Raw genomic sequence first — 19,108 nt, 5'->3', positions numbered from 1 at the left:
CAGGCGCCTCGCACGCAACCCACTCTCTCTTCCGCCCCTATTTGTTTCCTCATGTTTCTTATGGAGGAGCCGATGGCTCGGCATCAGCTGCATGACCCCCATTGAACTTCTTGATGAGGGGTTTGCTCTGAAGTGATGTCACAGTGCCTTCATGCAAGAGGACGCAGCTTTCAGGGCCACAAGAGCAACCAACGACCTGTAGAGATGCAACGAAAGGAGTTCAGAACCGGATCAGGCTTTCCCACTATAACGAGAACCATATGAACATCCTTTCGCCAGGTATTTACCTCACGAACCGCCTGCGTTTCCCTGCCAAATTTGCCGTATTAGCCATCATTATCGTCATTCCGCTGCTTGTGCTCGGGATGCGTGTATTCAATAGCCTGAACGCCAGTATCGACACCGTCGCCCAAGAGCGTGTGGGTCGTGAATACCTGCACGTAGTCACCCCTGTGTTGCGCCTGTCCATGTTGCAACGTGCATTGACCAACAGACTGGTTGCAGGCGACGCATCAGCCGCCCAGGACGTAAGTAGCAACCGGACCCAATTGGAAACAGCGCTCGGCACGCTGGCCGATGCCGATGCGCGCCTGGGTCGTTCGCTGGAAACCGAAAGCCGGGTGCAGCGCCTGCGTGATGGTGCGCGGACGCTGATGGACGGTGTAAAACCGGGCATCTCCCAGGATGAGCTGTTTGCCCAGTGGAACGACCAACTGACCCAGACCCTCAACTTTATCTATTACGTATCGGCAACGTCCGGCCTGGTGCTGGATGAAGACTATGCGTCGCTGTTTCTGATCGACCTGAGCACCATCCGCCTGCCACGCGAGATCAACGTTGTTGGCCAGATCCGCGGCATTGCCGGCGGCTTGAGTGCGGGTCAGAGTCTCAGCCCGACGATGCGCAGCTCGCTCGACGGTCTGTTGAAGCAAGAGTTGCAGAACCGTCTGGAGCTGGAGCAAAGCATGCGTCTGCTCAAGCGCCGCGCACCTGAGCTGAGCGAGCGCGTCAATGCGCCAGTGGTGACCGCCATTGCTGCGCTGGACAGCTTGCGTAATGACCTCCAGGCCTATGTAAAAAGTACAGAAGTTTCGGCTTCTCAAGGCTCCGCGTTGAGCAGCCGCGGTAACGCTGTTGTGGCTGGGTTCTACAAGGCACAAGACGAAATCCAGACCGCCCTGCAAGACGAGCTGGACTCGCGTTACGACGCGCTGCTGCTGCAACGCGAAATTGTCACCGCCATGTGCGTGATAATGGGCCTGCTGTTGCTCTACGCGTTTTGCAGCATCTATCGCGCCTTGCGCATGGCGATCGATGGCCTGCTTGCGGTCACGCGCCGTCTGGCTGAGGGTGACTTGAGCGCCCGCGTGCAGGTTGCGAGCAAGGATGAGGTGGCTGACATCGGCAACGGCTTGAACCTTATGGCTGAAGCCTTCTCGGGTTCCATCACGCACATGGACAGCACGTCTCACGAGTTGTCCGAGGTGGCGGCGCGGCTGGGCACTTCGATCAGTCTGGCCAAGCAGTCGATGAATGCGCAGCAGGCTGAAACCGAGCAAGTAGCGACCGCCATCAACGAGATGACCACCAGCGTGGCTGACGTTGCACAGAACACTGAAGGCGCTGCGTTGGCGGCCGACGAAGCCAACACCGCATCGCGTAACGGTTTGCGCATCATGCATCAAGCCCATACGACGATTCAGGCGTTGGCCGAAGAAGTCGAACTCAGCGCTCAGAAAGTCCAGGCGCTCGCCTTGCACAGCCAGTCAATCGGTGGCGTCATTCAGGTCATCAGCACCATTGCCGATCAGACCAACCTGCTGGCGTTGAACGCGGCCATCGAAGCGGCACGTGCCGGTGAGCAGGGCCGCGGGTTTGCCGTAGTGGCGGATGAAGTCCGCACCCTGGCATCGCGTACCCAGGCGTCGACCGAAGAAATCCGCAACATCATCCAGCAGTTGCAGGGCGCTACCGATGCGGCTGTGCAGCAGATGCAAGCCGGTCAGCAAAAGGCCCAGGCGTGCATCAGCGCTGCCAGCGAGGCGTCGGGCAGCCTGACCAGCATCAGCCAGGGCGTTGAGCGGATCGTGGAAATGAACACCCAGATCGCCAGTGCGGCTGTGCAACAGCATGCCGTGTCCGAAGACATCAACCGTAACGTCATGGAGATCCGCAACAGCTCGGGGACCTTGATGCTGGGCATCGAAAACAATGCGGTTACCGCTGACGAACTGGCTCGAGTCGCCAGCGACATGCGCAACGTTGTCTCGCGCTTCAAACTGGGCGCCTGATAGCAAACGGGGCGCCAGTCGCGCCCCGTTCTGTCGTGATTCAGGACGTGATTTACGCATGTCGTCTTTTTGGTCAAGTTTTCCCCGCAGCCTGCCGATAGCTCTAGCGCGCGGGTTTGCTGTTCATAAAAACAAATCTTCAGCTTGTTCGATGCGCATAAAAAGCACATTCAGGAGATCTCATGAGCAGCAGCTTTGCAAATATCAGCGTCAACATGAAGTTGGCGCTGGGCTTTGGTACCGTCCTTTTTTTCACTGCCATCCTCGCGTTTGTCGGCTGGACCAGCCTCGACAAACTCATTTTCCGCACCGACCGAATAGGCGACATCACTGAACTCAGCGACAAACTCACCAACCTGCGAATCGCACGTCTGCAATACATGCTCACCGACGGTGACGAGACCGCAGCGCAGAACATGCAAGGCAAGCTGGATGTCTTCAAGGCGAAGCAGCAGTCGTTGCTCGACAGTTTCAGCAACCCGGTCAATCTGAAGCCTCTGAGCCAACTGGCTGACGTCACTCGTGACTATGAGGCCTCGCTGAACCGCATGCGCGCGGCCTATCAGGCCAATGCCAGGGTGCGAGGGGAAATGGATGCCAATGCCGCCGTGGCGTCGAAGTCGATTGAATCCCTGAACGACGTGGTGCTGCAGATGGACCCATCCGACCTGTCCCGTTTCGAGCTCAGCCAACTGGTCAATATGGCCCGTCAGGACCTGATCCTGGTGCGCTACGAAGTACGCGGCTACACCGGCAAGCCCGATGACAAGACCGAGAAGCTGGCCTTTCAACAGCTCGATACAGCGCTCAGCCATCTCGACACATTCAAGTCGAGCTTCGGCGCCGCCAACGCGGTCAGAATCGCCCAACTGGAAACGTCCCTGCGCAATTATCGCAGCTCGGTAGAAGCCTATCGGGCAAGCACCCAGGCCGCTGGTGAGATTCGCAAGGACCTGACCACGCAAGGTGCCGATATCGTCAAGCTGGGTGATGAGCTTTACGCCATTCAGATGCAGATGGGCAAAACCGACACCGCCCACGCTCGCAATCTGCAAATTGGCTGCGTTCTGTTGGTCATGGTGCTGGGCATTTTTGCCGCCGCCATCATCACGCGCCAGATCACCCATCCATTGCGCGAAACACTGGCCATCGTGGAGCGCATCGCATCTGGCGACCTGACGCACACGATGGTGATTACCCGTCGTGACGAGCTGGGCACGTTGCAGCAAGGCATTCAGCGCATGGGCGTAACCCTGCGCGATCTGATCTCGGGCATTCGCGATGGCGTGACGCAGATCGCCAGCGCCGCCGAAGAGCTGTCGGCCGTCACCGAACAGACCAGTGCCGGCGTCAACAGTCAGAAGGTCGAAACCGATCAGGTGGCCACGGCCATGCACGAGATGTCCGCTACCGTGCACGAAGTGGCACGCAACGCCGAGCAAGCTTCTGTTGCCGCATCTGACGCCGACAAGCAGGCCCGCGAGGGCGACAAGGTGGTGGGCGAGGCCATTCAGCAGATCGAACGGCTGGCCAGCGAGGTGGTTCGTTCTACTGATGCGATGAACGTGCTGGAGCAGGAAAGCGACAAGATCGGCAAGGTCATGGATGTGATCAAGGCTGTGGCCGAACAGACCAACCTGCTGGCGCTCAACGCGGCCATCGAAGCTGCGCGCGCCGGTGAAGCCGGGCGGGGTTTTGCCGTGGTGGCCGACGAAGTGCGTGGCCTGGCGCAGCGCACTCAGCAGTCGACCGAAGAAATCGAAAGCCTGGTCGCCGCATTGCAGAACGGCACCCGTCAGGTGTCGGAGATCATGATCGGCAGCCGTACCTTGACCGACAGCAGCGTCGAGCTGACGCGCAAGGCGGGCGTCTCGCTGGACAGCATCACCCGCACGGTGTCGAGCATTCAGGCCATGAACCAGCAGATCGCCGCCGCTGCCGAACAACAGAGTTCGGTGGCTGACGAGATCAGCCGCAGCATTGTGAATGTTCGCGACGTGTCCGAGCAGACCGCCGAAGCCAGCGAAGAAACCGCCGCCTCAAGTGTTGAGCTGGCGCGTCTGGGTGGTCAATTGCAGATGATGGTCAGCCACTTCCGCGTCTGATATCCGGATTGAGTGGAGCATGGCGGGCCTGTGTGTCACCGCCATGCTTCACTTCTTGATGACGCTTCAGCGTGGCGGAGTTCTGTACAACTCACGCACGCGCTTCACTTCGCCTCGTCGCTGCAGGTCGATGATCGCGGCGTTGATGCCGGGTAACAGATTCGCATGCTTGCTCAGCAACATGATGCACAGTGGTGCGGCACTCAGTTGGGCACCTTGACGAAAGCTGGCGGGGTCTATCTGGTGAGTGGCGACCAGAAAATCGTAGAGATCATCGACCATCGCCACTGCATCGACCCGCTTGTTTCGCAGAAGCTCAAGCAGCACGAGGTCTTTTGATGTCTCAAGACGAGTGATGCGCTTTTCCTGCACGGCGGCGTCCAGCACATGGTAGGTGTAGCCGCGTACCACACCGATGGTCATGCCCTGCAACTGTGTGATGGGCGTTTTGATATTTGGGTCGTCGGCCAGAAAGTACAGATGCTCCTGCACGGTCAGATACGGTACGGAAAACACGTAGCGGCTCCGGTTTTCCGGGCTGGTCCATGCCGGGGACTCCGCATAGTTGATGTCGACTTCGCCCCTGTGCAGCATTGCCTGCAAACGATTGACTGGGTAGGACACAAAGCGCGCCTCAATATTGGCTCGCTTCAGCGCCTGGCGGGCAATATCGACGGACACTCCATGTAACTCACCGTGTTCGTTCGTATAACTGAACGGCCGCCAGTCGGTGCCTCCCGCCACATAGGGTTGCGCGTTCGTCATGCCGGACGACAGCTGTAACAGCAGGGCACAGATCATGATCAGAAAACGAAACATCATTGTTCAGCATCCTTTCAACGTCACGGTCACAGAATAGCCAGCGTCTACGAAAATCGGTTTTCAATACAGGTTATATACCTTGGTATATAACAGTCATACCTTCAGATATACATCATCTACTTTTGCAGGTTTCAAACCTGCGTGGAAAATCGATAAGCTTTCACTCAATCGCCGGGCTGCCATTGTTGAGTGGCTACCTTCTTTAAACCCTTGTCGTCATCTGAATAGTCAGGCGGCACGCACTCGCCTGTCCGCAGCCGTTCGAGGTCAGCCATGCATTCATTTCTTGAATCCGATAAAAGCCTGCGGGGCGCGCGATACAGCGCTGCGCGGCGGGCCATGCCGTACTGGGCCGATGTGCTGTGCATGTTGATACTCGCGGCGGTTGCAGGGTTATGTCTATACGGTATCGACCAAATGGTTCAGCCGCTGGCGCAGTTGGAATCACACCCGGTGACACTGGACCCATGGCAACTTCCTGATTATGCACTTCGCACGACATTGCGCATGTTCATTGCTTTGGGTGCGTCGCTGATCTTTACCTTTATTGTTGCAACGCTGGCGGCAAAAAGTCGCAAGGCAGAAACATTGATTGTTCCGGCTCTCGATATTCTGCAGTCCGTTCCAGTACTGGGTTTTCTGACCTTTACCGTGACCTTTTTCATGGGGTTGTTTCCGGGGCGCCAGTTGGGTGTCGAGTGCGCAGCCATCTTTGCGATCTTTACCAGTCAGGCCTGGAACCTGGCGTTCAGTTTCTATCAGTCGTTGCGCACTGTGCCTGCTGATCTGGACGAAGTCAGCCGCCAGTTCGGGCTTTCCCCGGTGTTGAAGTTCACCCGGCTGGAACTGCCGTTCGCCATTCCCGGGCTGGTCTGGAACATGATGATGTCGATGTCCGGTGGGTGGTTTTTCGTAGTGGCGTGCGAGGCGATTTCGGTCGGTGATACCACCGTCAATCTGCCGGGGATTGGCTCCTGGCTGGCGCTGGCCATCGAGCAGAAAAACCTGGCGGCAATCGCCTGGGCAGTCGGCGCCATGGCGCTGGTGATCCTGGCTTACGACCAGTTGCTGTTCAGGCCGGTGGTGGCGTGGGCCGACAAGTTTCGCTTCGAGCAGACCGCGTCGCAGAAACGGCCACGCTCGTGGATGTACAGCCTGATGGGCCGCTCTCGTCTGGTCTCGCTGCTGGGCGCCGTGCTGGCCGCGCCCTGGAAAGGCCTGATGTTGATCAACTGGCGGGTCTTGCCCAAGTTCTGGAAAGTCAGCCCTACGCCCGGTTTTATCCGCCTGACCGATATTATCTGGCTGGGCCTGGTGATGGCGGGTTGCCTGGCCGGCAGCGTCTACCTGTTTCGCTTCATCGAAACGTCGTTGGGCATGAGCGATCTGGTGTCTGCGTTCGGGCTGGGGCTGGCGACCATGCTGCGCGTCGCCGCGTTGATCGTGATCGCCAGTGTCATCTGGGTTCCCATCGGAGTGTGGATCGGCTTGCGTCCTTTGTGGGCCGAGCGGCTGCAACCGATTGCACAGTTTCTGGCGGCCTTTCCTGCGAACGTACTGTTTCCGGTGGCAGTGGTCGCCATCGTTGGCCTGCACCTGAACCCGAACATCTGGCTGTCGCCACTGATGGTGCTGGGCACACAGTGGTACATCCTGTTCAACGTGATTGCCGGTGCCAGCGCTTTGCCGACCGATCTGCGCGAGGCGGCCAGCATGTTCAACATGCGCGGCTGGCAGTGGTGGCGTCGTGTCGCCTTGCCCGGTGTTTTCCCTTACTACATCACCGGCGCGCTGACCGCGTCGGGCGGTTCGTGGAACGCCAGTATCGTCGCCGAAGCCGTGTCATGGGGCGATCAGCATCTGCAGGCCGTCGGGCTGGGCTCCTACATTGCCAACGCCACCCAGGCGGGTGATTTCCCACGCGTCGCACTGGGCATCGTTGTCATGTCGGTCTTCGTGATTGCGTTCAACCGGTTGCTCTGGCGCCCGCTGTACGGGTTTGCCGAACGACGCATGAGTCTTGATTGAGGAGGGCGCCACTATGATGGCTGTCGAAAAGCGTTGCCTGGTGGATGTACGGAAGGTTCGGCATGTTTATGGCAAGGCGAGCAAAGAGCGCCTGGTGCTGGATGACGTGACGCTCACGCTCAACGAAAACGAAATCGTCGGGCTGTTGGGGCGCTCCGGCTCGGGTAAATCAACCCTGTTGCGCTCGATTGCCGGGCTGGTGAAGCCCACTGAAGGCGACGTGATTTTCCCCAATCGCGTGCAGGGTCATGCGATGTCGGTGGGCATGGTGTTTCAGAGCTTCGCGCTGTTTCCGTGGCTGACGGTGCTTGAGAACGTCGAGGTCGGGCTGGAGGCTCAAGGCGTGCCTGCGCCGCTGCGCCGCAAGCGCGCGTTGGCGGCCATCGACCTGATTGGCCTGGACGGTTTTGAAAGCGCCTATCCCAAAGAGCTGTCGGGTGGCATGCGGCAACGCGTAGGCATGGCCCGGGCACTGGTAATCGATCCGGACGTGCTGCTGATGGACGAGCCGTTTTCAGCGCTCGACGTGCTGACGGCCGAGACCCTGCGCACCGACCTGCTGGACATGTGGAGCGAAGGCCGCATGCCCATCAAGTCGATCCTGATGGTCACGCACAACATTGCCGAAGCAGTGTTGATGTGTGATCGCATCCTGCTGTTTTCCTCCAATCCTGGACGCGTGATCAGCGAAATAAAGGTTGATCTGCCGCAGCCGCGCAACCGTCAGGACCCGACCTTTCAGGCGCTGGTCGAAGAGATTTACGTGCTGATGACGCAGGACAGCGACGCTGGCGAAATCCGCCAGGGAATTTTCCCGGGCACCGGTCTGGGCATGGTGTTGCCGCATGTATCGACCAACGCGCTGGCCGGTCTGATCGAAGCGATTCATGCGCCGCCCTACAGCACCAAGGCGGACCTGCCGGAACTGGCCAACGCGCTGCATTACAATGCGGACGCGCTGTTCCCGATTGCTGAAGTTTTGCAGTTGCTGCGGTTCGCTGAGCTCAAGGGCGGTGACATTCGGCTGCTGCCTGCGGCGCGACGCTATGCGCTGTCGGATGTGGACGAGCGTAAACAATTGTTTGCCCTGCACCTGCTGAGCTTCGTGCCACTGGTGACGCATATTCGCCGGGTGCTGGATGATCGGCCTACCCATACCGCTCCAGCGCGACGCTTTCGTGACGAGCTGGAAGACTTCATGTCTGAAGGCGATGCACGGCAGACCCTGGATTCAGTCACGCAGTGGGGACGTTATGCAGAATTGTTCGCCTACGATGAGTTGGCCGATCAGTTCAGTCTGGATAACCCTTCCTGAGACTTGTACGACATACTCCGGCCCATTGAACGAGCGAGATGTTGCAGATGCGCGAGCCTGAATCCTTTGGCAAGGCGGCGATGGCAATCAGGCTGGTTGCCCTGTTGGGACTGGCGCTGGTCATTGCCATTGCCGACACCCTGACCGACCTGGAAATCGCCGTGGGGGTTTTCCAGATTGCCGTGGTGCTGATGGCGGTCCGGTTTCTGCCGGCTGTCGGTGTGGTCGCGGTTGCGCTGGTCTGCATGGCGCTGACGGTGATCAGCTACGAGTTGACCACCTCGCGTGGCAGCGAGGCAGCATTGATCAACTGCATCATCAGCCTGGCAGCAATCGCCATGGCCACCTACCTGGCGCTGCGCATGGCGGTGGCCATCCGCAGCGTCCACGAAACACGCTCACAGCTTGCCCAGATTGCCCGGGTCAACCTGTTGGGTGAGCTGACGGCGTCTATCGCCCACGAGCTCAATCAACCGCTTTCGGCCATCGTCATGAGCGGCAACGCCAGCCTGCGCTGGATGGCGGCAGAACCTGCCAACCTGACCAAGGCCAGGCAAGCGGTGGAGCGTATGATCAGTGACGCCAACCGCGCCGGTGACATCATTGTGCGCGTGCGTGCTTTGGCGAAGCGCTCATCGGCGCACAAGGAATGGATCAGCGTGGCCGATACCGTGGAAGAGATCGTGTCGCTGGCGCACAGCGAAATCGATGAGCAGGGCGTCACGCTGACGGTGGATGTGCCTGAGGGTCTTCCGCCGCTGCTGGCTGACCGGGTGCAGGTCCAGCAAGTGTTGCTGAACCTGATGCTCAATGCCGTGGACGCGATGAAAAAGGTCGAACCGGGAGAGGCCCGGCTGGAGGTCTCGGTGGACTGGAACGCAGGCGGTGAGGTGAAGTTTTCGGTGCGCGACAACGGCGCGGGCGTGTCACCTGAAAACGTCGAGCGTATTTTCGACGCTTTCTACACGACCAAGGAGGAGGGGATGGGGATAGGCCTGGCAATCAGTCGGTCGATCATCGAGGCGCACGGCGGACGTATCTGGATGACAGCCAACCCGTCGATCGGCTGCACGTTTCAATTCACGCTACCCACCGGAAAGATGGATACCTGATGACCAATGTCCTCGTCACACCTCAGGAAGAACCGATCATTTTCGTGATCGACGATGACCTGTCGGTGCGTACATCGCTTGAGGATTTGCTCGCATCGGTCGGGCTGCGCTGTCAGTTGTTCGGTTCGACCCAGCAGTTTCTGGAGGCATCCCGCCCCGACGCTCCAGGCTGCCTGATCCTGGATATCCGCATGCCGGGCATGAGCGGTCTGGATTTCCAGGAGCAGATGGTCAGATCGGGCATTAACCTGCCGGTCGTTTTCATCACCGGGCATGGCGACATTCCCATGTCGGTACGGGCGATGAAGGCCGGGGCGGTCGAGTTCCTCACCAAGCCGTTTCGTGAGCAGGACCTGCTGGATGCCCTGCAGCAAGGTTTGGGGCGTGATCGCAGCAACCGCCAGGCAGCCGCCGTCGAAGCGCAATTGCGACGGCGCTATGCGAGCCTCAATCAGGGTGAGCAGCAGGTGATGGAACTGGTGGTTACAGGCTTGCTGAACAAGCAGATCGCGGCACGCTTGAACGTCAGTGAAATCACGGTCAAAGTCCGCCGTGGTTCAGTGATGCGCAAGATGGAAGCCGATTCCCTGGCCGACCTGGTCAGATTCTCCGAGCGCCTTCAGGGTGTGGACAAGTCTGGAGTGTGACGAAAAGGCCGGTGCATCCGCTGGAGATGTGTCGTTCGTTCAACCGCTTTCGCGAGCAAGCTCACTGCCACGAGAACTGTGCGGGATTTGTCTTTGTAGAGTCAGCCGGGCGTGCCAGCTGGTTGATCAGCTCTGATTCCACGTGGAAAAACAGGACAGGCGAGGCCATGCCAACACTCCTGATGAGCTTGTCTACGCTGCAGACCTATGGTTGAGAAGTAAACATTGGTTCTTGTCCCCGATGACGACAACCCTATTCAGGGCTCATCAGGCCCTCATTTCGTGAGCGGAATCAGCGCAAGTTGCCTTGTACCGAGCGCGAAACCTGGCACGCTCACAGCGGTACAGACCGTACTAATTCACCAACTGCGGCAGTACGTAGTGTTTGACGACGTAGCGCGAACCCTCTGAACTCAAATGTCCCGAGTCGATCTGCAGCAGGGAGTTGTTTTCTTCCAGCCTCACCAGACAGGCCTCGGCGATGCACAGTTTGTCGAGAAGGGACACGAATTGAATGCCAGCCGATTTGGCAAGCTGACGCGTTGCCAGGTCGACGGCCATCAGGCTTTGATCCAGCGCGGGGTCGCTGATGTGTGATTCGTTCAAACCCCAATGCCGGTTGGCGATCACGCTGGGCAGCGAAGGGCTCCACTGCGGGACGGGTCCGATCAACACGATGTGTTTCACGCCGTAGCCCTTGAGTCGCAGGGCGATGTCGTTCCAGTCGGTCTTGTCGTGGCCGTCCTTTTGCGCAATCACCACGATGTCCGGGTGCAGCGTTTCGATGCTGTGCAGCGCCAGGCTGTTGGAGTAGTTGCACGCCGTGCTGGTGGGCGAAGCACGTCGCGGATCTGCCTGCAGGCCGGGACGACAGGCCGCTGAAGCCACTTGATAGAACGGCGTGCCTGGCGTCAGTTGCGTTCGCAGCCCGAGCGACAGCGCCTGGGCATGGGAGTCGCCCCACAGGAAGACGCCGCCTTCGCCTTGTTTGCGGGTGCAGGACGGATCGATAGCTGACTGACCTCGCTGGGTGAACGCAGAAAACGCGTCGCACTTCAGCCAGTAAGGTTCGTACAGATTGTGCTGACGGTCGACGTACTCCTGAATGAACTGCGCCTTGTCGGACTGGCTGATCGAGCGCAACGGCGAAACCATGCCCTGAGTGGCGCTGACTGCGGTGCCGCCCATGAACACCAGCGTGATCAGCGTGCCGAGCCTGGCAAAGGTCCAGCGGTGTGCTGGTCGCGGCGCGCCGGCTGGCTTCTCGATCAGCCAGTACGATGCAGCGCTCAACACGAGCGCAACAGCAAGGCCCAGCAAGACGTTGCGCGTCTCGCCCAGCCAGCCGGCGTAATTCATCAGCACCACCACCGGCCAGTGCCAGAGGTACAGCGAATAGGACAGCTTGCCGATCCGTTGCGAGAGCGCATTGCTGGTCAGCAGCGAGTCCTGTCGAGCCGCCACAATGACCGCGAAAGCGCCCAGCACCGGCATCAGCACCAGATAGCCCGGCCAGACGTCCCGCGCCGAGATCAGCGTGAAGCTGGCCAGGATCAGTATGATTCCGGTCCCTTCGAGGATGCGCCGTTGCACGGTGGCGAGCTGGAAAGGGAACAGACAGGCCACGCCGCCCAGCAGCAGCTCCCAGGCTCGGGTTGGCAGCAGATAGAACGAAGGTTCCGGCCAGCGCAACGAGGCGAACACGCATGCGGCAAAGCCCACCAGGCATGCCCCCAGAATCCACCAACGCAACTGATGCAGCGCCACGAAACGCCTGAGAGCCAACAGCGCAACGGGGTAAAGCAGGTAGAACTGCCATTCGACCGACAGTGACCAGGTGTGCAACAGCCATTTTTCATGGGCGTTGGCGGTGAAATACCCGGTCTCGCGCCAGTAGACGAAGTTGGAGACAAAGCCCAGGGTGCTGGCGACGTGTGTGCCCAGTGCGCTGTAGTCCAGCGGCAGCAAATAGAACCAGCCCAACAGCAGCAGTGTGAAACACACCACCGCCAGCGCCGGAACGATACGGCGCGCTCTTGAGGCGTAAAAGCTTGTCAGGCTGAAGCTGCCAGCCTTCATGCCGCGCAGGATGATGCCAGTGATCAGATAGCCCGAGATCACGAAAAACACGTCCACGCCCGCAAACCCACCGGGTAGCCAGGTGGGGCGAAAATGGAACAGCAGCACGGCGATAACCGCGATGGCGCGCAGGCCATTGATGTCTTTTCTGAAGTCCATGGAGAGGTGCCGGTCGTTGGAGAATCGGAGGGTGCAGAATTGATTGCGAATGGCTGGCCTAAGGGGTCAGCCGGATCAGCTTGGGATAGGGCGTCAGCGGGATCGACGCCGAGCATTGATCGCTCTGGCAAACCCACGCCGCGCCGCTGGCGATCTGTCCCTTGTCGGGCGTGATAGTGTCGATCAGGCGTACCGGGCCTTTCAAAGAAGCGTTGGCAGTGATCTGCACCGGACGAGGCTCGCCGGTCGTCCACGCCACCAGGACACGCTCTTTGCCCTTGTTGAAGTACAACTGGTAAACACCATCGCCGATAACGCTTGCCCGGGCGTCATAAGTGAAGTCGCGCACCACAGGCGCTATGGCTTTGGCCATGGTGTAAGCCGGTTTGGGTGAAAGGTCTTCGTTGAGAATGCCGAAATTGTGTTCTTGATTGCGCGGGTTCGGTCCATCGTTGTACAGGTCGTACCACCACATGCCTTTGACGTTGGGCACGGTGCGTGCGAGAAAGAAAATCCGCGCCATGTACAGCGCCTGAGTGGCCTCGCTGTTGCCGCAGTGACCTTTATGACTGGGCCAGGCCATTTCGGTGAGATAGATCGGCACGTCGCGTCCGGCTCTGTTGCGAACGTACTGTTCGTAGCGGCTCATCCAGCCCAACCACGCCTCAGGCGTGTTCTCGTCCGAGCAATGGGCATACGGATGCACCGACAGACCGTCGACCATGTCCAGTGCGCCACTGTCGATCAGGCTGTCGACAAAGCCGAACCTCATGCCGTCGGGTGTGACTGCCCCGGCGAGAATCTTTGCCGGAATGCCGTTCACCCGTCGCGTGTTCTTGCGAATCACCGGAGCGGTCCGCCGAACCAGCGCAGCGTAATCAACGCTTGATTGACGATCTTTGGGTGCTTCGAGGTCCCACTCGTTCCAGATCTCGTAATAGCTGACATGGTTGCCCAGTTGACGCGTGACGTAGTCCACGTAGGCCAGGAATGCCTGGGTCAGTGCGGGTGTTCGCGGCTTTGCGTTGTCATGAAACCAAGTGCTGTAGCCGAGGATCGCCAGCCTGCTCATGTTCAGGCTTTCAGCGGTGTTCAGGTAAATACGCCATTGCGGGAAGATGCGCCATTGGCTGGGGGTGGGCTGCACCGTCGACCAGAACACATCATCCTTGACCGCATTGAAGCCCGCCTCGGCCGCCAGCTTCAAAGGCGGCCTGACGGGCCGTTCGTAGTTCATCAAGTGTGTGGAAATACCGAGGATGAAAGGCGCCTCGGCGTGGGCTGCGGGCGTACAGATTAAGCCAGCCAACAGCATCAGGCGCGCATAAAGACTCATGGCAGCCTCCTCAGCGCAGCGCAGAAAAAGGCGCGAGGCGAAGCTCGGGCGACACGGTACTGGCTGCGGCCTTTCGTGCAGTGATCACGTAACCGATGGCCAGGCCTGCAAACAGGTTGGCGACCGCGACCTCGAACATGTCGGTGGTCCAACCGATCAAGCACCAGCAGAGGCTGATCGACAGCAGCATTCGGCCGATCCGGCTGTCATCACTGATCAGCTTGAACAATAACGGAATCTGCAGCGCATAAAGCAGACCACCGACTACGCCCAGCATGGCCCACAAGTACAGAGCGGTGCTGTCCATACCGAGAAAGATCCCGGCGCCTGCCACCGGAAAGATCGCCATCGTGCTGCCGACCATGCCGAAGCCGGCGCCGCTCAGCAGCCAGCCCTCTCGGCTCAAGGCATCGATTACATCGGGCCAGGTATTGATCAGCCGGTCATACAGCGAGGCCAGCGAACTGCCGCTGCTGCTGACCGTACGCATATCGAAACTCAGCATCAGGCCCAGCGTCGGCAACAAAAGACCGATGGAGACCACAAGCACGCAAAGGGCCCGGCAGGTCCAGGTCATCCGCTGAATCAGCAACAGGCCGAGCGTCAATATGAACGCACCGGCAGGCGCTTTGCTGGTGGTCAGAATGATTGCGCAGAGCGCAACCACGCTCAGCACGGTCAGCATCAGACGCGAGCGCAGGAACATGAACAGGTACAGGGTGTAGAAAGCGATAATGATCGACAGCACGTTGGACACCCTGGCGAAACCGGCGATGCGGTCCACATCATCGGCGCTCCAGGTGGTGTTGGCGCTCAGCTCGGTCTCGCCCATGGTGTAGCTGTAGCCTTTCCAGGGAACGGTGGTGAACCGGTCCAGGGCCAGCCCCACCAGCGACGCCAGCAAACAGAAGCCCACCGCCCAGCAGAACAGCTTGCGGCGATGAAGCAGGTGCCTGCTGCATACCAGCCCGAACGCCAGTGGGCTGAGCGCGAACAGGCTGAAGGCAAGGTTTTGCAGGCTCGCGCGGTGCATCAGCGCCAGCAGGCCTGAAATTGCCCACACGATGATGAAGGTCCAGAACCACTGTCCCGCCTTGAACGTGCGCAGCTCCCATGCAAACAGCAGAATACAGGCCACTTTGGGCAGATAGAGCAGCGGGCTGATGCCTGCCTTGTCGAAGTAGAAGCGCAGAGCGCCAGAAAAGGTTTCGACCAGAATCAGGCTGATGGCGACCAGCACCACCATCGTCGAGGTATCAAAGGAAATGAGCGACGGCCTTGCGTCGCCGCTGCTCGCAGGATTCAACTCCATGAGGTCTGCCTTCTGAGATGCGTCAGGTTGATTTCAACGGACAAAGCTACCGCCCGACGACCGCGATGTACGGGTCGAGACGGGGTGAGCCAAGGGGGTGGGGAGAGGTCTGGAGCGAACGCTCGCAACGGCATGACAAGACGTATATCAGTCGCAGTTCTGGAAACTGTCAATTATTTCGTCAGGATTGGCACGTTATCCGATGGATATACGGCGCGAGTCGTAGCGGGAAACAGCAGTGGCCCCCACGCATGGGTGGGGGCCATGATCAACGCATTACGGGTATTTGCGTTTGTCCGGTGCTGGCGGGAAGTACTGGTACAGCCAGGTTTCACTCAACGTGCGGTCGGCAGTGCGGATGAACATACGCATCTCTACCGGGTCCACGGAATCGCTGTCGGGCACCCAGTCGAAAGTGATGCGATAGCCTTTGATATCCGGCAGCACGAGGATGTTGAAGTCCTGCACCTTGCCGTGCGAAACCGTGACAACAGGTTCGATCCCGGTCCCTTCCGGCAGGCGATCCAGACCGCCGCCATGGAAGTCCACCGCAAAGCGGCGTGCCCATGTTTTCGGGTAATGCTCGCCCGGCGCCCAACCTTCGAGGAAGCCGCCCATGCCGGAACGTGTCGCATGTACCTGAGCCAGAGGTGTGCTGACCGGTGGCAGAGGGCTCCAGAACAGTTTGTAGCCGTAGTTCATCGAATCCCCGGCCTTGACCGGCGTCTTCGGCTTCCAGAACACCACGATGTTGTCCATCGTCTCGCCGGTGGTGGGCAGCTCCAGCAGGCTGACCTCACCTTCACCCCACGCGGTAATCGGCTCGACCCACAGACTCGGGCGTCGGCTGTACCAGACCACAGTGTCCTGATAGCTGGAGAACTCGTGATCACTCTGCACCAGACCAAAACCTTTCGGGTCGGTGTCGGAGAACGCACTGAACTGCGGCTTGACCGGGTTGTTCAACGGACGGCAGATCCACTCACCGTTGCCACGCCACATGGACAGGCGATCCGAATCGTGGATCTGTGGGTGAATGGTGTCGCACATGCGGCGTTCGTGAGTGCCGCAGCTGAACATACTGGTCATGGGCGAGATGCCCAGTTGCTGGATGTCTACCCGGGCATTGATGTGTGCATCGATTTCCATGACCACCTGACCGGCCTGGCAATCGATGTCAAAGCGGTAGGCGCCCGTCGCGCTGGGCGAATCGAGCAGGGCGTAGACCACGAAGCGGGTAGCATTCTTGTCCGGAGTTTCAAACCAGAACTTGGTGAAATCAGGGAATTCTTCCTGACGCTTGGCATAGCTGTCGATTGCCAGACCGCGCGCCGACAGGCCGTATTGCTTGTTGCTGTCGACCGCCCTGAAGTAACTGGCACCCAGGAACGAGACTACGTCATTGATGGCGATTTCAGGCGCCTTGAACAGCTTGAAGCCGGCAAAACCCAAGTCGCCCTTGACCAGGTTCTTGTCGATGCCGCTGCTCTCGTAATTGAACAGGTCGTGGCGGAAATGCACCTCACGCGCCTGTTTGTTCTGAGGGTCGACGCTGTACATGCGCACCGGGGTCTTGAAGCCCATGCCGACGTGGAAGAAATGCACGTCCAGCTGACCGTGGACGTCTTTCCACAGCGAATGGGCCGGGTCGTAGCGAATGGCGTTGAACTGCTGCGGGGTCATGTTCGCCAGCACGGGTGGCAGCACTTGCTTGGTGCTGACGTAGCCTTTGCCCGCCAGCTTCTTGGCATGGGCTTGCAACTCTGCAAAATCGAAGTGTTCGATTTCGCCATCGGCTGCTGCGGCCAGTGCGCGTGCAGCAAAAAGCCCTGAAGCCGACACGCTGCTGTAAGCGGCCAACGCCATGGAAGCTTTCAGGAGATTCCTGCGATTCATAAAGGTGAAGCCTCTGAGTAATTCTGTGCGTCCTGCACAAAAAATGGCGCGCCAACGACTCCTTGCCGAACGCAAACTACCCACAACAGATAACAAAGACGAGATCCGGTTCGGAAACAGGTGCAAAAAAAAGCGCCGACCTGTAAGAAAAAGTCAGCGCCTGGAGTCAGAAATCTCTGATTTTCAGGACTGGGTCGGATGCCCGATAACGCTCATCGCCGCTTGGCGCAAGGCTTCCGAGCGAGTTGGATGCGGATGGCTCGTCAAGGCGATGTCTTTGGACGACGCGGAAAACTTTTTTTACTGCGCAATATCCAGCAATCATTTTGTATCCGGGCCGTTCGAAGTTTTGCACGTGATTCGGGATTTCAAGCCACGTTCAGCAGCCGCCAAACCTTGATATCACAGGTGTGATGCCAAGGTTTCGCTGTAATGGCAAGCGCCTTCACGTCCACCAGTAACGCACCAGGTGGAAGAAAATCGGCGCGGCGAAGCAGACCGAGTCCAGCCGATCCAGCATGCCGCCGTGACCTTCGATCATGTGGCCCCAGTCCTTCACACCACGGTCACGCTTGATAGCCGACATCACGATCCCGCCTGCGAAGCCCAGCAGGTTGATCAGCAGTGCGATCAATGCTGACTGCCACGGGTTGAACGGCGTGATCCACCACAATGCACCACCGATCAGGGATGCCAGCGCGATGCCACCGACAAACCCTTCAACGGTCTTGGACGGCGAGAGGTTGGGTGCGATCTTGCGTTTGCCGAACAGTTTGCCGCAGACGTACTGCAACACGTCTGAAATCTGCACCACGATGACCAGGTAGGCGATCAGCAACAGGTTGCGACCTTCGTAACCTGCAATTTCCAGGGTCAACAGCGCCGGTACGTAGGACACGCAGAACACGGCGATCATCAGGCCCCACTGAACCTTGGAGGCGCGCTCCAGGAAGTGTTTGCTGTCACCGCCCAGTGAGGCGAGGATCGGCAGCAGCAGGAATACGTAGACCGGAATGAAGATCGAGAACAGGCCGTACCAGTTCACCGCGATCAGCAGATACTGCAACGGCAACGCGAGGTAAAACGCAGCAACCAGCGCCGGGTAATCGCTGCGTCGGGTCGGTGTCAGGGTCAGAAACTCTCGCAGGGCATAGAACGAGACTGCGTAAAACAACAGGATGACCGCGCCCTGACCGAGCCAGAAGGCGAACCCGATCACCAGCACCATGACCCACCAGGCATTGATACGCGCGTTGAGGTTATCAATCACCGGGTTGGGGGCGCCCGCTTTGCGCTTGAGCACGTAGCCGATCAGCGAGGCCAGCAGCAGAACGATGCCGATGCCCATGAACAACATTTGAGTCTGGTGATCCATTACAGCTGCTCCGGTGCCAGGGCCAGCAGCGCGTCGCGGCTACGGGCGAGGAATTGCTCTTTGCTCTCTTCACTGTCCAGCTGCAACGGTGCGCCAAAGCTGGTTGTGCATAACAACGGCAGTGGCAGCATGCGGCCCTTGGGCATGACCCGGTTCAGGTTGGCAATCCACACCGGGACCAGATCCACCTGTGGATAACTTTTCGCCAAGTGATACAACCCGCTTTTGAACGGCAGCAAGCCGTCTTCCGGGTTGCGTGTACCTTCAGGGAACAGAATCAGCGAGTCGCCGTTTTCCAGTGCTTCAAGCATGGGCTGCAGTGGATTGCTCTCCGGCGTGCTGCGGTTGCGGTCGACCAGTACGCCATTGAACACACGATTGATGATGTAACGGCGCAACGGGCTGGCCTGCCAGTAATCGGCACCTGCCACGGGTCGGGCGGTCTTGCGCAGCGCAGGAGGCAAAGACGCCCAGAGCAGTACGAAATCACCGTGGCTGCTGTGGTTGGCGAAATAGATACGTTGCCGCGGCTCGGGCGTGCAGCCCAGCCACAAGCTGCGGGCACCGGTGACACTGCGGGCACCCGCCGTGATGATCGTAGCGACCAAGGGTTCGAACATGACGATTCCTG

At 59.1% G+C, this 19,108-nt stretch carries 13 protein-coding genes and 3 pseudogenes; 8 read left to right on the top strand and 8 right to left on the bottom strand.

Annotation, left to right across the window (positions count from 1 at the left end):
• Positions 1-260: 260 nt before the first annotated feature.
• From KDX37_RS29785 to KDX37_RS29995, 4 genes and pseudogenes are all read left to right on the top strand, one after another.
• Positions 261-1,421, top strand: a pseudogene (locus KDX37_RS29785) (HAMP domain-containing protein); the annotation flags it as partial.
• Positions 1,422-2,291 carry a methyl-accepting chemotaxis protein gene (locus tag KDX37_RS29780; protein WP_406646037.1) on the top strand — a complete coding sequence of 290 codons (870 nt, stop codon included), beginning with the start codon at positions 1,422-1,424 and terminating at the stop codon, positions 2,289-2,291.
• Positions 2,292-2,473: 182 nt separating this feature from the next.
• A pseudogene (locus KDX37_RS30000) lies at positions 2,474-3,538 on the top strand (methyl-accepting chemotaxis protein); the annotation flags it as partial.
• Positions 3,533-4,396 (top strand): methyl-accepting chemotaxis protein, encoded by an 864-nt coding sequence (locus KDX37_RS29995; protein WP_455127250.1) that lies wholly within the window; start codon positions 3,533-3,535, stop codon positions 4,394-4,396. The pseudogene KDX37_RS30000 and the gene KDX37_RS29995, both read left to right, overlap by 6 nt.
• Before the next feature lie 66 nt (positions 4,397-4,462).
• Here the strand turns inward: KDX37_RS29995 and KDX37_RS17740 are convergent, their stop codons facing one another.
• Positions 4,463-5,218, bottom strand: a complete 756-nt coding sequence (locus tag KDX37_RS17740; RefSeq protein ID WP_231654011.1) for a substrate-binding periplasmic protein — start codon at positions 5,216-5,218, stop codon at positions 4,463-4,465.
• A 273-nt stretch (positions 5,219-5,491) separates the two neighbouring features.
• Between KDX37_RS17740 and KDX37_RS17735 the strand changes: the two genes are divergently transcribed.
• Genes KDX37_RS17735 through KDX37_RS17720 form a run of 4 tightly spaced genes read left to right on the top strand, consistent with a single transcriptional unit; the run spans position 5,492 to position 10,320 of the window.
• On the top strand, positions 5,492-7,246 hold the full coding sequence (locus tag KDX37_RS17735) for an ABC transporter permease (RefSeq protein WP_231654010.1): 1,755 nt from the start codon (positions 5,492-5,494) through the stop codon (positions 7,244-7,246).
• Between the two features lie 13 nt (positions 7,247-7,259).
• Positions 7,260-8,561 (top strand): ABC transporter ATP-binding protein, encoded by a 1,302-nt coding sequence (locus KDX37_RS17730; RefSeq protein WP_231654009.1) that lies wholly within the window; start codon positions 7,260-7,262, stop codon positions 8,559-8,561.
• 47 nt (positions 8,562-8,608) lie between these two features.
• A complete protein-coding gene (locus KDX37_RS17725; protein ID WP_231654038.1) occupies positions 8,609-9,673 on the top strand; it encodes a sensor histidine kinase in 1,065 nt (354 codons plus the stop codon).
• Complete coding sequence (locus tag KDX37_RS17720; RefSeq protein ID WP_231654008.1) at positions 9,673-10,320, top strand: response regulator transcription factor; 648 nt, start codon at positions 9,673-9,675, stop codon at positions 10,318-10,320. The genes KDX37_RS17725 and KDX37_RS17720 overlap by 1 nt, the downstream gene beginning before the upstream one ends.
• A 354-nt stretch (positions 10,321-10,674) precedes the next feature.
• Here KDX37_RS17720 and KDX37_RS17715 read toward each other — a convergent pair whose 3' ends face one another.
• The 7 genes and pseudogenes from KDX37_RS17715 to KDX37_RS17685 form a co-directional block, all read right to left on the bottom strand.
• On the bottom strand, positions 10,675-12,558 hold the full coding sequence (locus KDX37_RS17715) for an acyltransferase family protein (RefSeq protein WP_231654007.1): 1,884 nt from the start codon (positions 12,556-12,558) through the stop codon (positions 10,675-10,677).
• Positions 12,559-12,616: 58 nt separating this feature from the next.
• The gene (locus KDX37_RS17710; protein ID WP_231654006.1) at positions 12,617-13,894 is read right to left on the bottom strand and encodes a glycoside hydrolase 5 family protein; all 1,278 of its coding nucleotides are present in this window, start codon (positions 13,892-13,894) and stop codon (positions 12,617-12,619) included.
• A gap of 10 nt (positions 13,895-13,904) precedes the next feature.
• A complete protein-coding gene (locus tag KDX37_RS17705) occupies positions 13,905-15,206 on the bottom strand; it encodes a hypothetical protein (protein WP_231654005.1) in 1,302 nt (433 codons plus the stop codon).
• A 276-nt stretch (positions 15,207-15,482) separates the two neighbouring features.
• Positions 15,483-17,102, bottom strand: coding sequence for a glucan biosynthesis protein D (locus KDX37_RS17700; protein ID WP_231654004.1), 1,620 nt, complete (start codon positions 17,100-17,102; stop codon positions 15,483-15,485).
• 183 nt (positions 17,103-17,285) lie between these two features.
• Positions 17,286-17,399 (bottom strand): annotated as a pseudogene (locus KDX37_RS29775) (hypothetical protein); the annotation flags it as partial.
• A 148-nt stretch (positions 17,400-17,547) separates the two neighbouring features.
• Positions 17,548-18,477: a phosphatidate cytidylyltransferase gene (locus KDX37_RS17690; protein WP_231654002.1), complete on the bottom strand. Its 930-nt coding sequence runs from the start codon at positions 18,475-18,477 to the stop codon at positions 17,548-17,550.
• Positions 18,477-19,097: a lysophospholipid acyltransferase family protein gene (locus tag KDX37_RS17685; RefSeq protein WP_231654001.1), complete on the bottom strand. Its 621-nt coding sequence runs from the start codon at positions 19,095-19,097 to the stop codon at positions 18,477-18,479. Before KDX37_RS17685 ends, KDX37_RS17690 begins: the two co-directional genes overlap by 1 nt.
• Positions 19,098-19,108: the final 11 nt, after the last annotated feature.

Origin of the sequence: Pseudomonas californiensis (assembly GCF_021147775.1) — a bacterium.
In the GTDB taxonomy this organism is placed as follows: domain Bacteria; phylum Pseudomonadota; class Gammaproteobacteria; order Pseudomonadales; family Pseudomonadaceae; genus Aquipseudomonas; species Aquipseudomonas californiensis.
This window is presented reverse-complemented; position numbering and strand designations above follow the sequence as displayed.

What these genes read in the sequence shown, in the direction of transcription:
- KDX37_RS17700 (WP_231654004.1), bottom strand. Translation starts at nt 17,102, where the DNA reads ATGAATCGCAGGAATCTCCTGAAAGCTTCCATGGCGTTGGCCGCTTAC.
- KDX37_RS17725 (WP_231654038.1), top strand. Translation starts at nt 8,609, where the DNA reads ATGCGCGAGCCTGAATCCTTTGGCAAGGCGGCGATGGCAATCAGGCTG.
- KDX37_RS17710 (WP_231654006.1), bottom strand. Translation starts at nt 13,894, where the DNA reads ATGAGTCTTTATGCGCGCCTGATGCTGTTGGCTGGCTTAATCTGTACG.
- KDX37_RS29995 (WP_455127250.1), top strand. Translation starts at nt 3,533, where the DNA reads ATGGGCGTAACCCTGCGCGATCTGATCTCGGGCATTCGCGATGGCGTG.
- KDX37_RS17705 (WP_231654005.1), bottom strand. Translation starts at nt 15,206, where the DNA reads ATGGAGTTGAATCCTGCGAGCAGCGGCGACGCAAGGCCGTCGCTCATT.
- KDX37_RS17690 (WP_231654002.1), bottom strand. Translation starts at nt 18,477, where the DNA reads ATGGATCACCAGACTCAAATGTTGTTCATGGGCATCGGCATCGTTCTG.
- KDX37_RS29780 (WP_406646037.1), top strand. Translation starts at nt 1,422, where the DNA reads ATGGCTGAAGCCTTCTCGGGTTCCATCACGCACATGGACAGCACGTCT.
- KDX37_RS17715 (WP_231654007.1), bottom strand. Translation starts at nt 12,558, where the DNA reads ATGGACTTCAGAAAAGACATCAATGGCCTGCGCGCCATCGCGGTTATC.
- KDX37_RS17685 (WP_231654001.1), bottom strand. Translation starts at nt 19,097, where the DNA reads ATGTTCGAACCCTTGGTCGCTACGATCATCACGGCGGGTGCCCGCAGT.
- KDX37_RS17730 (WP_231654009.1), top strand. Translation starts at nt 7,260, where the DNA reads ATGATGGCTGTCGAAAAGCGTTGCCTGGTGGATGTACGGAAGGTTCGG.
- KDX37_RS17720 (WP_231654008.1), top strand. Translation starts at nt 9,673, where the DNA reads ATGACCAATGTCCTCGTCACACCTCAGGAAGAACCGATCATTTTCGTG.
- KDX37_RS17735 (WP_231654010.1), top strand. Translation starts at nt 5,492, where the DNA reads ATGCATTCATTTCTTGAATCCGATAAAAGCCTGCGGGGCGCGCGATAC.
- KDX37_RS17740 (WP_231654011.1), bottom strand. Translation starts at nt 5,218, where the DNA reads ATGATGTTTCGTTTTCTGATCATGATCTGTGCCCTGCTGTTACAGCTG.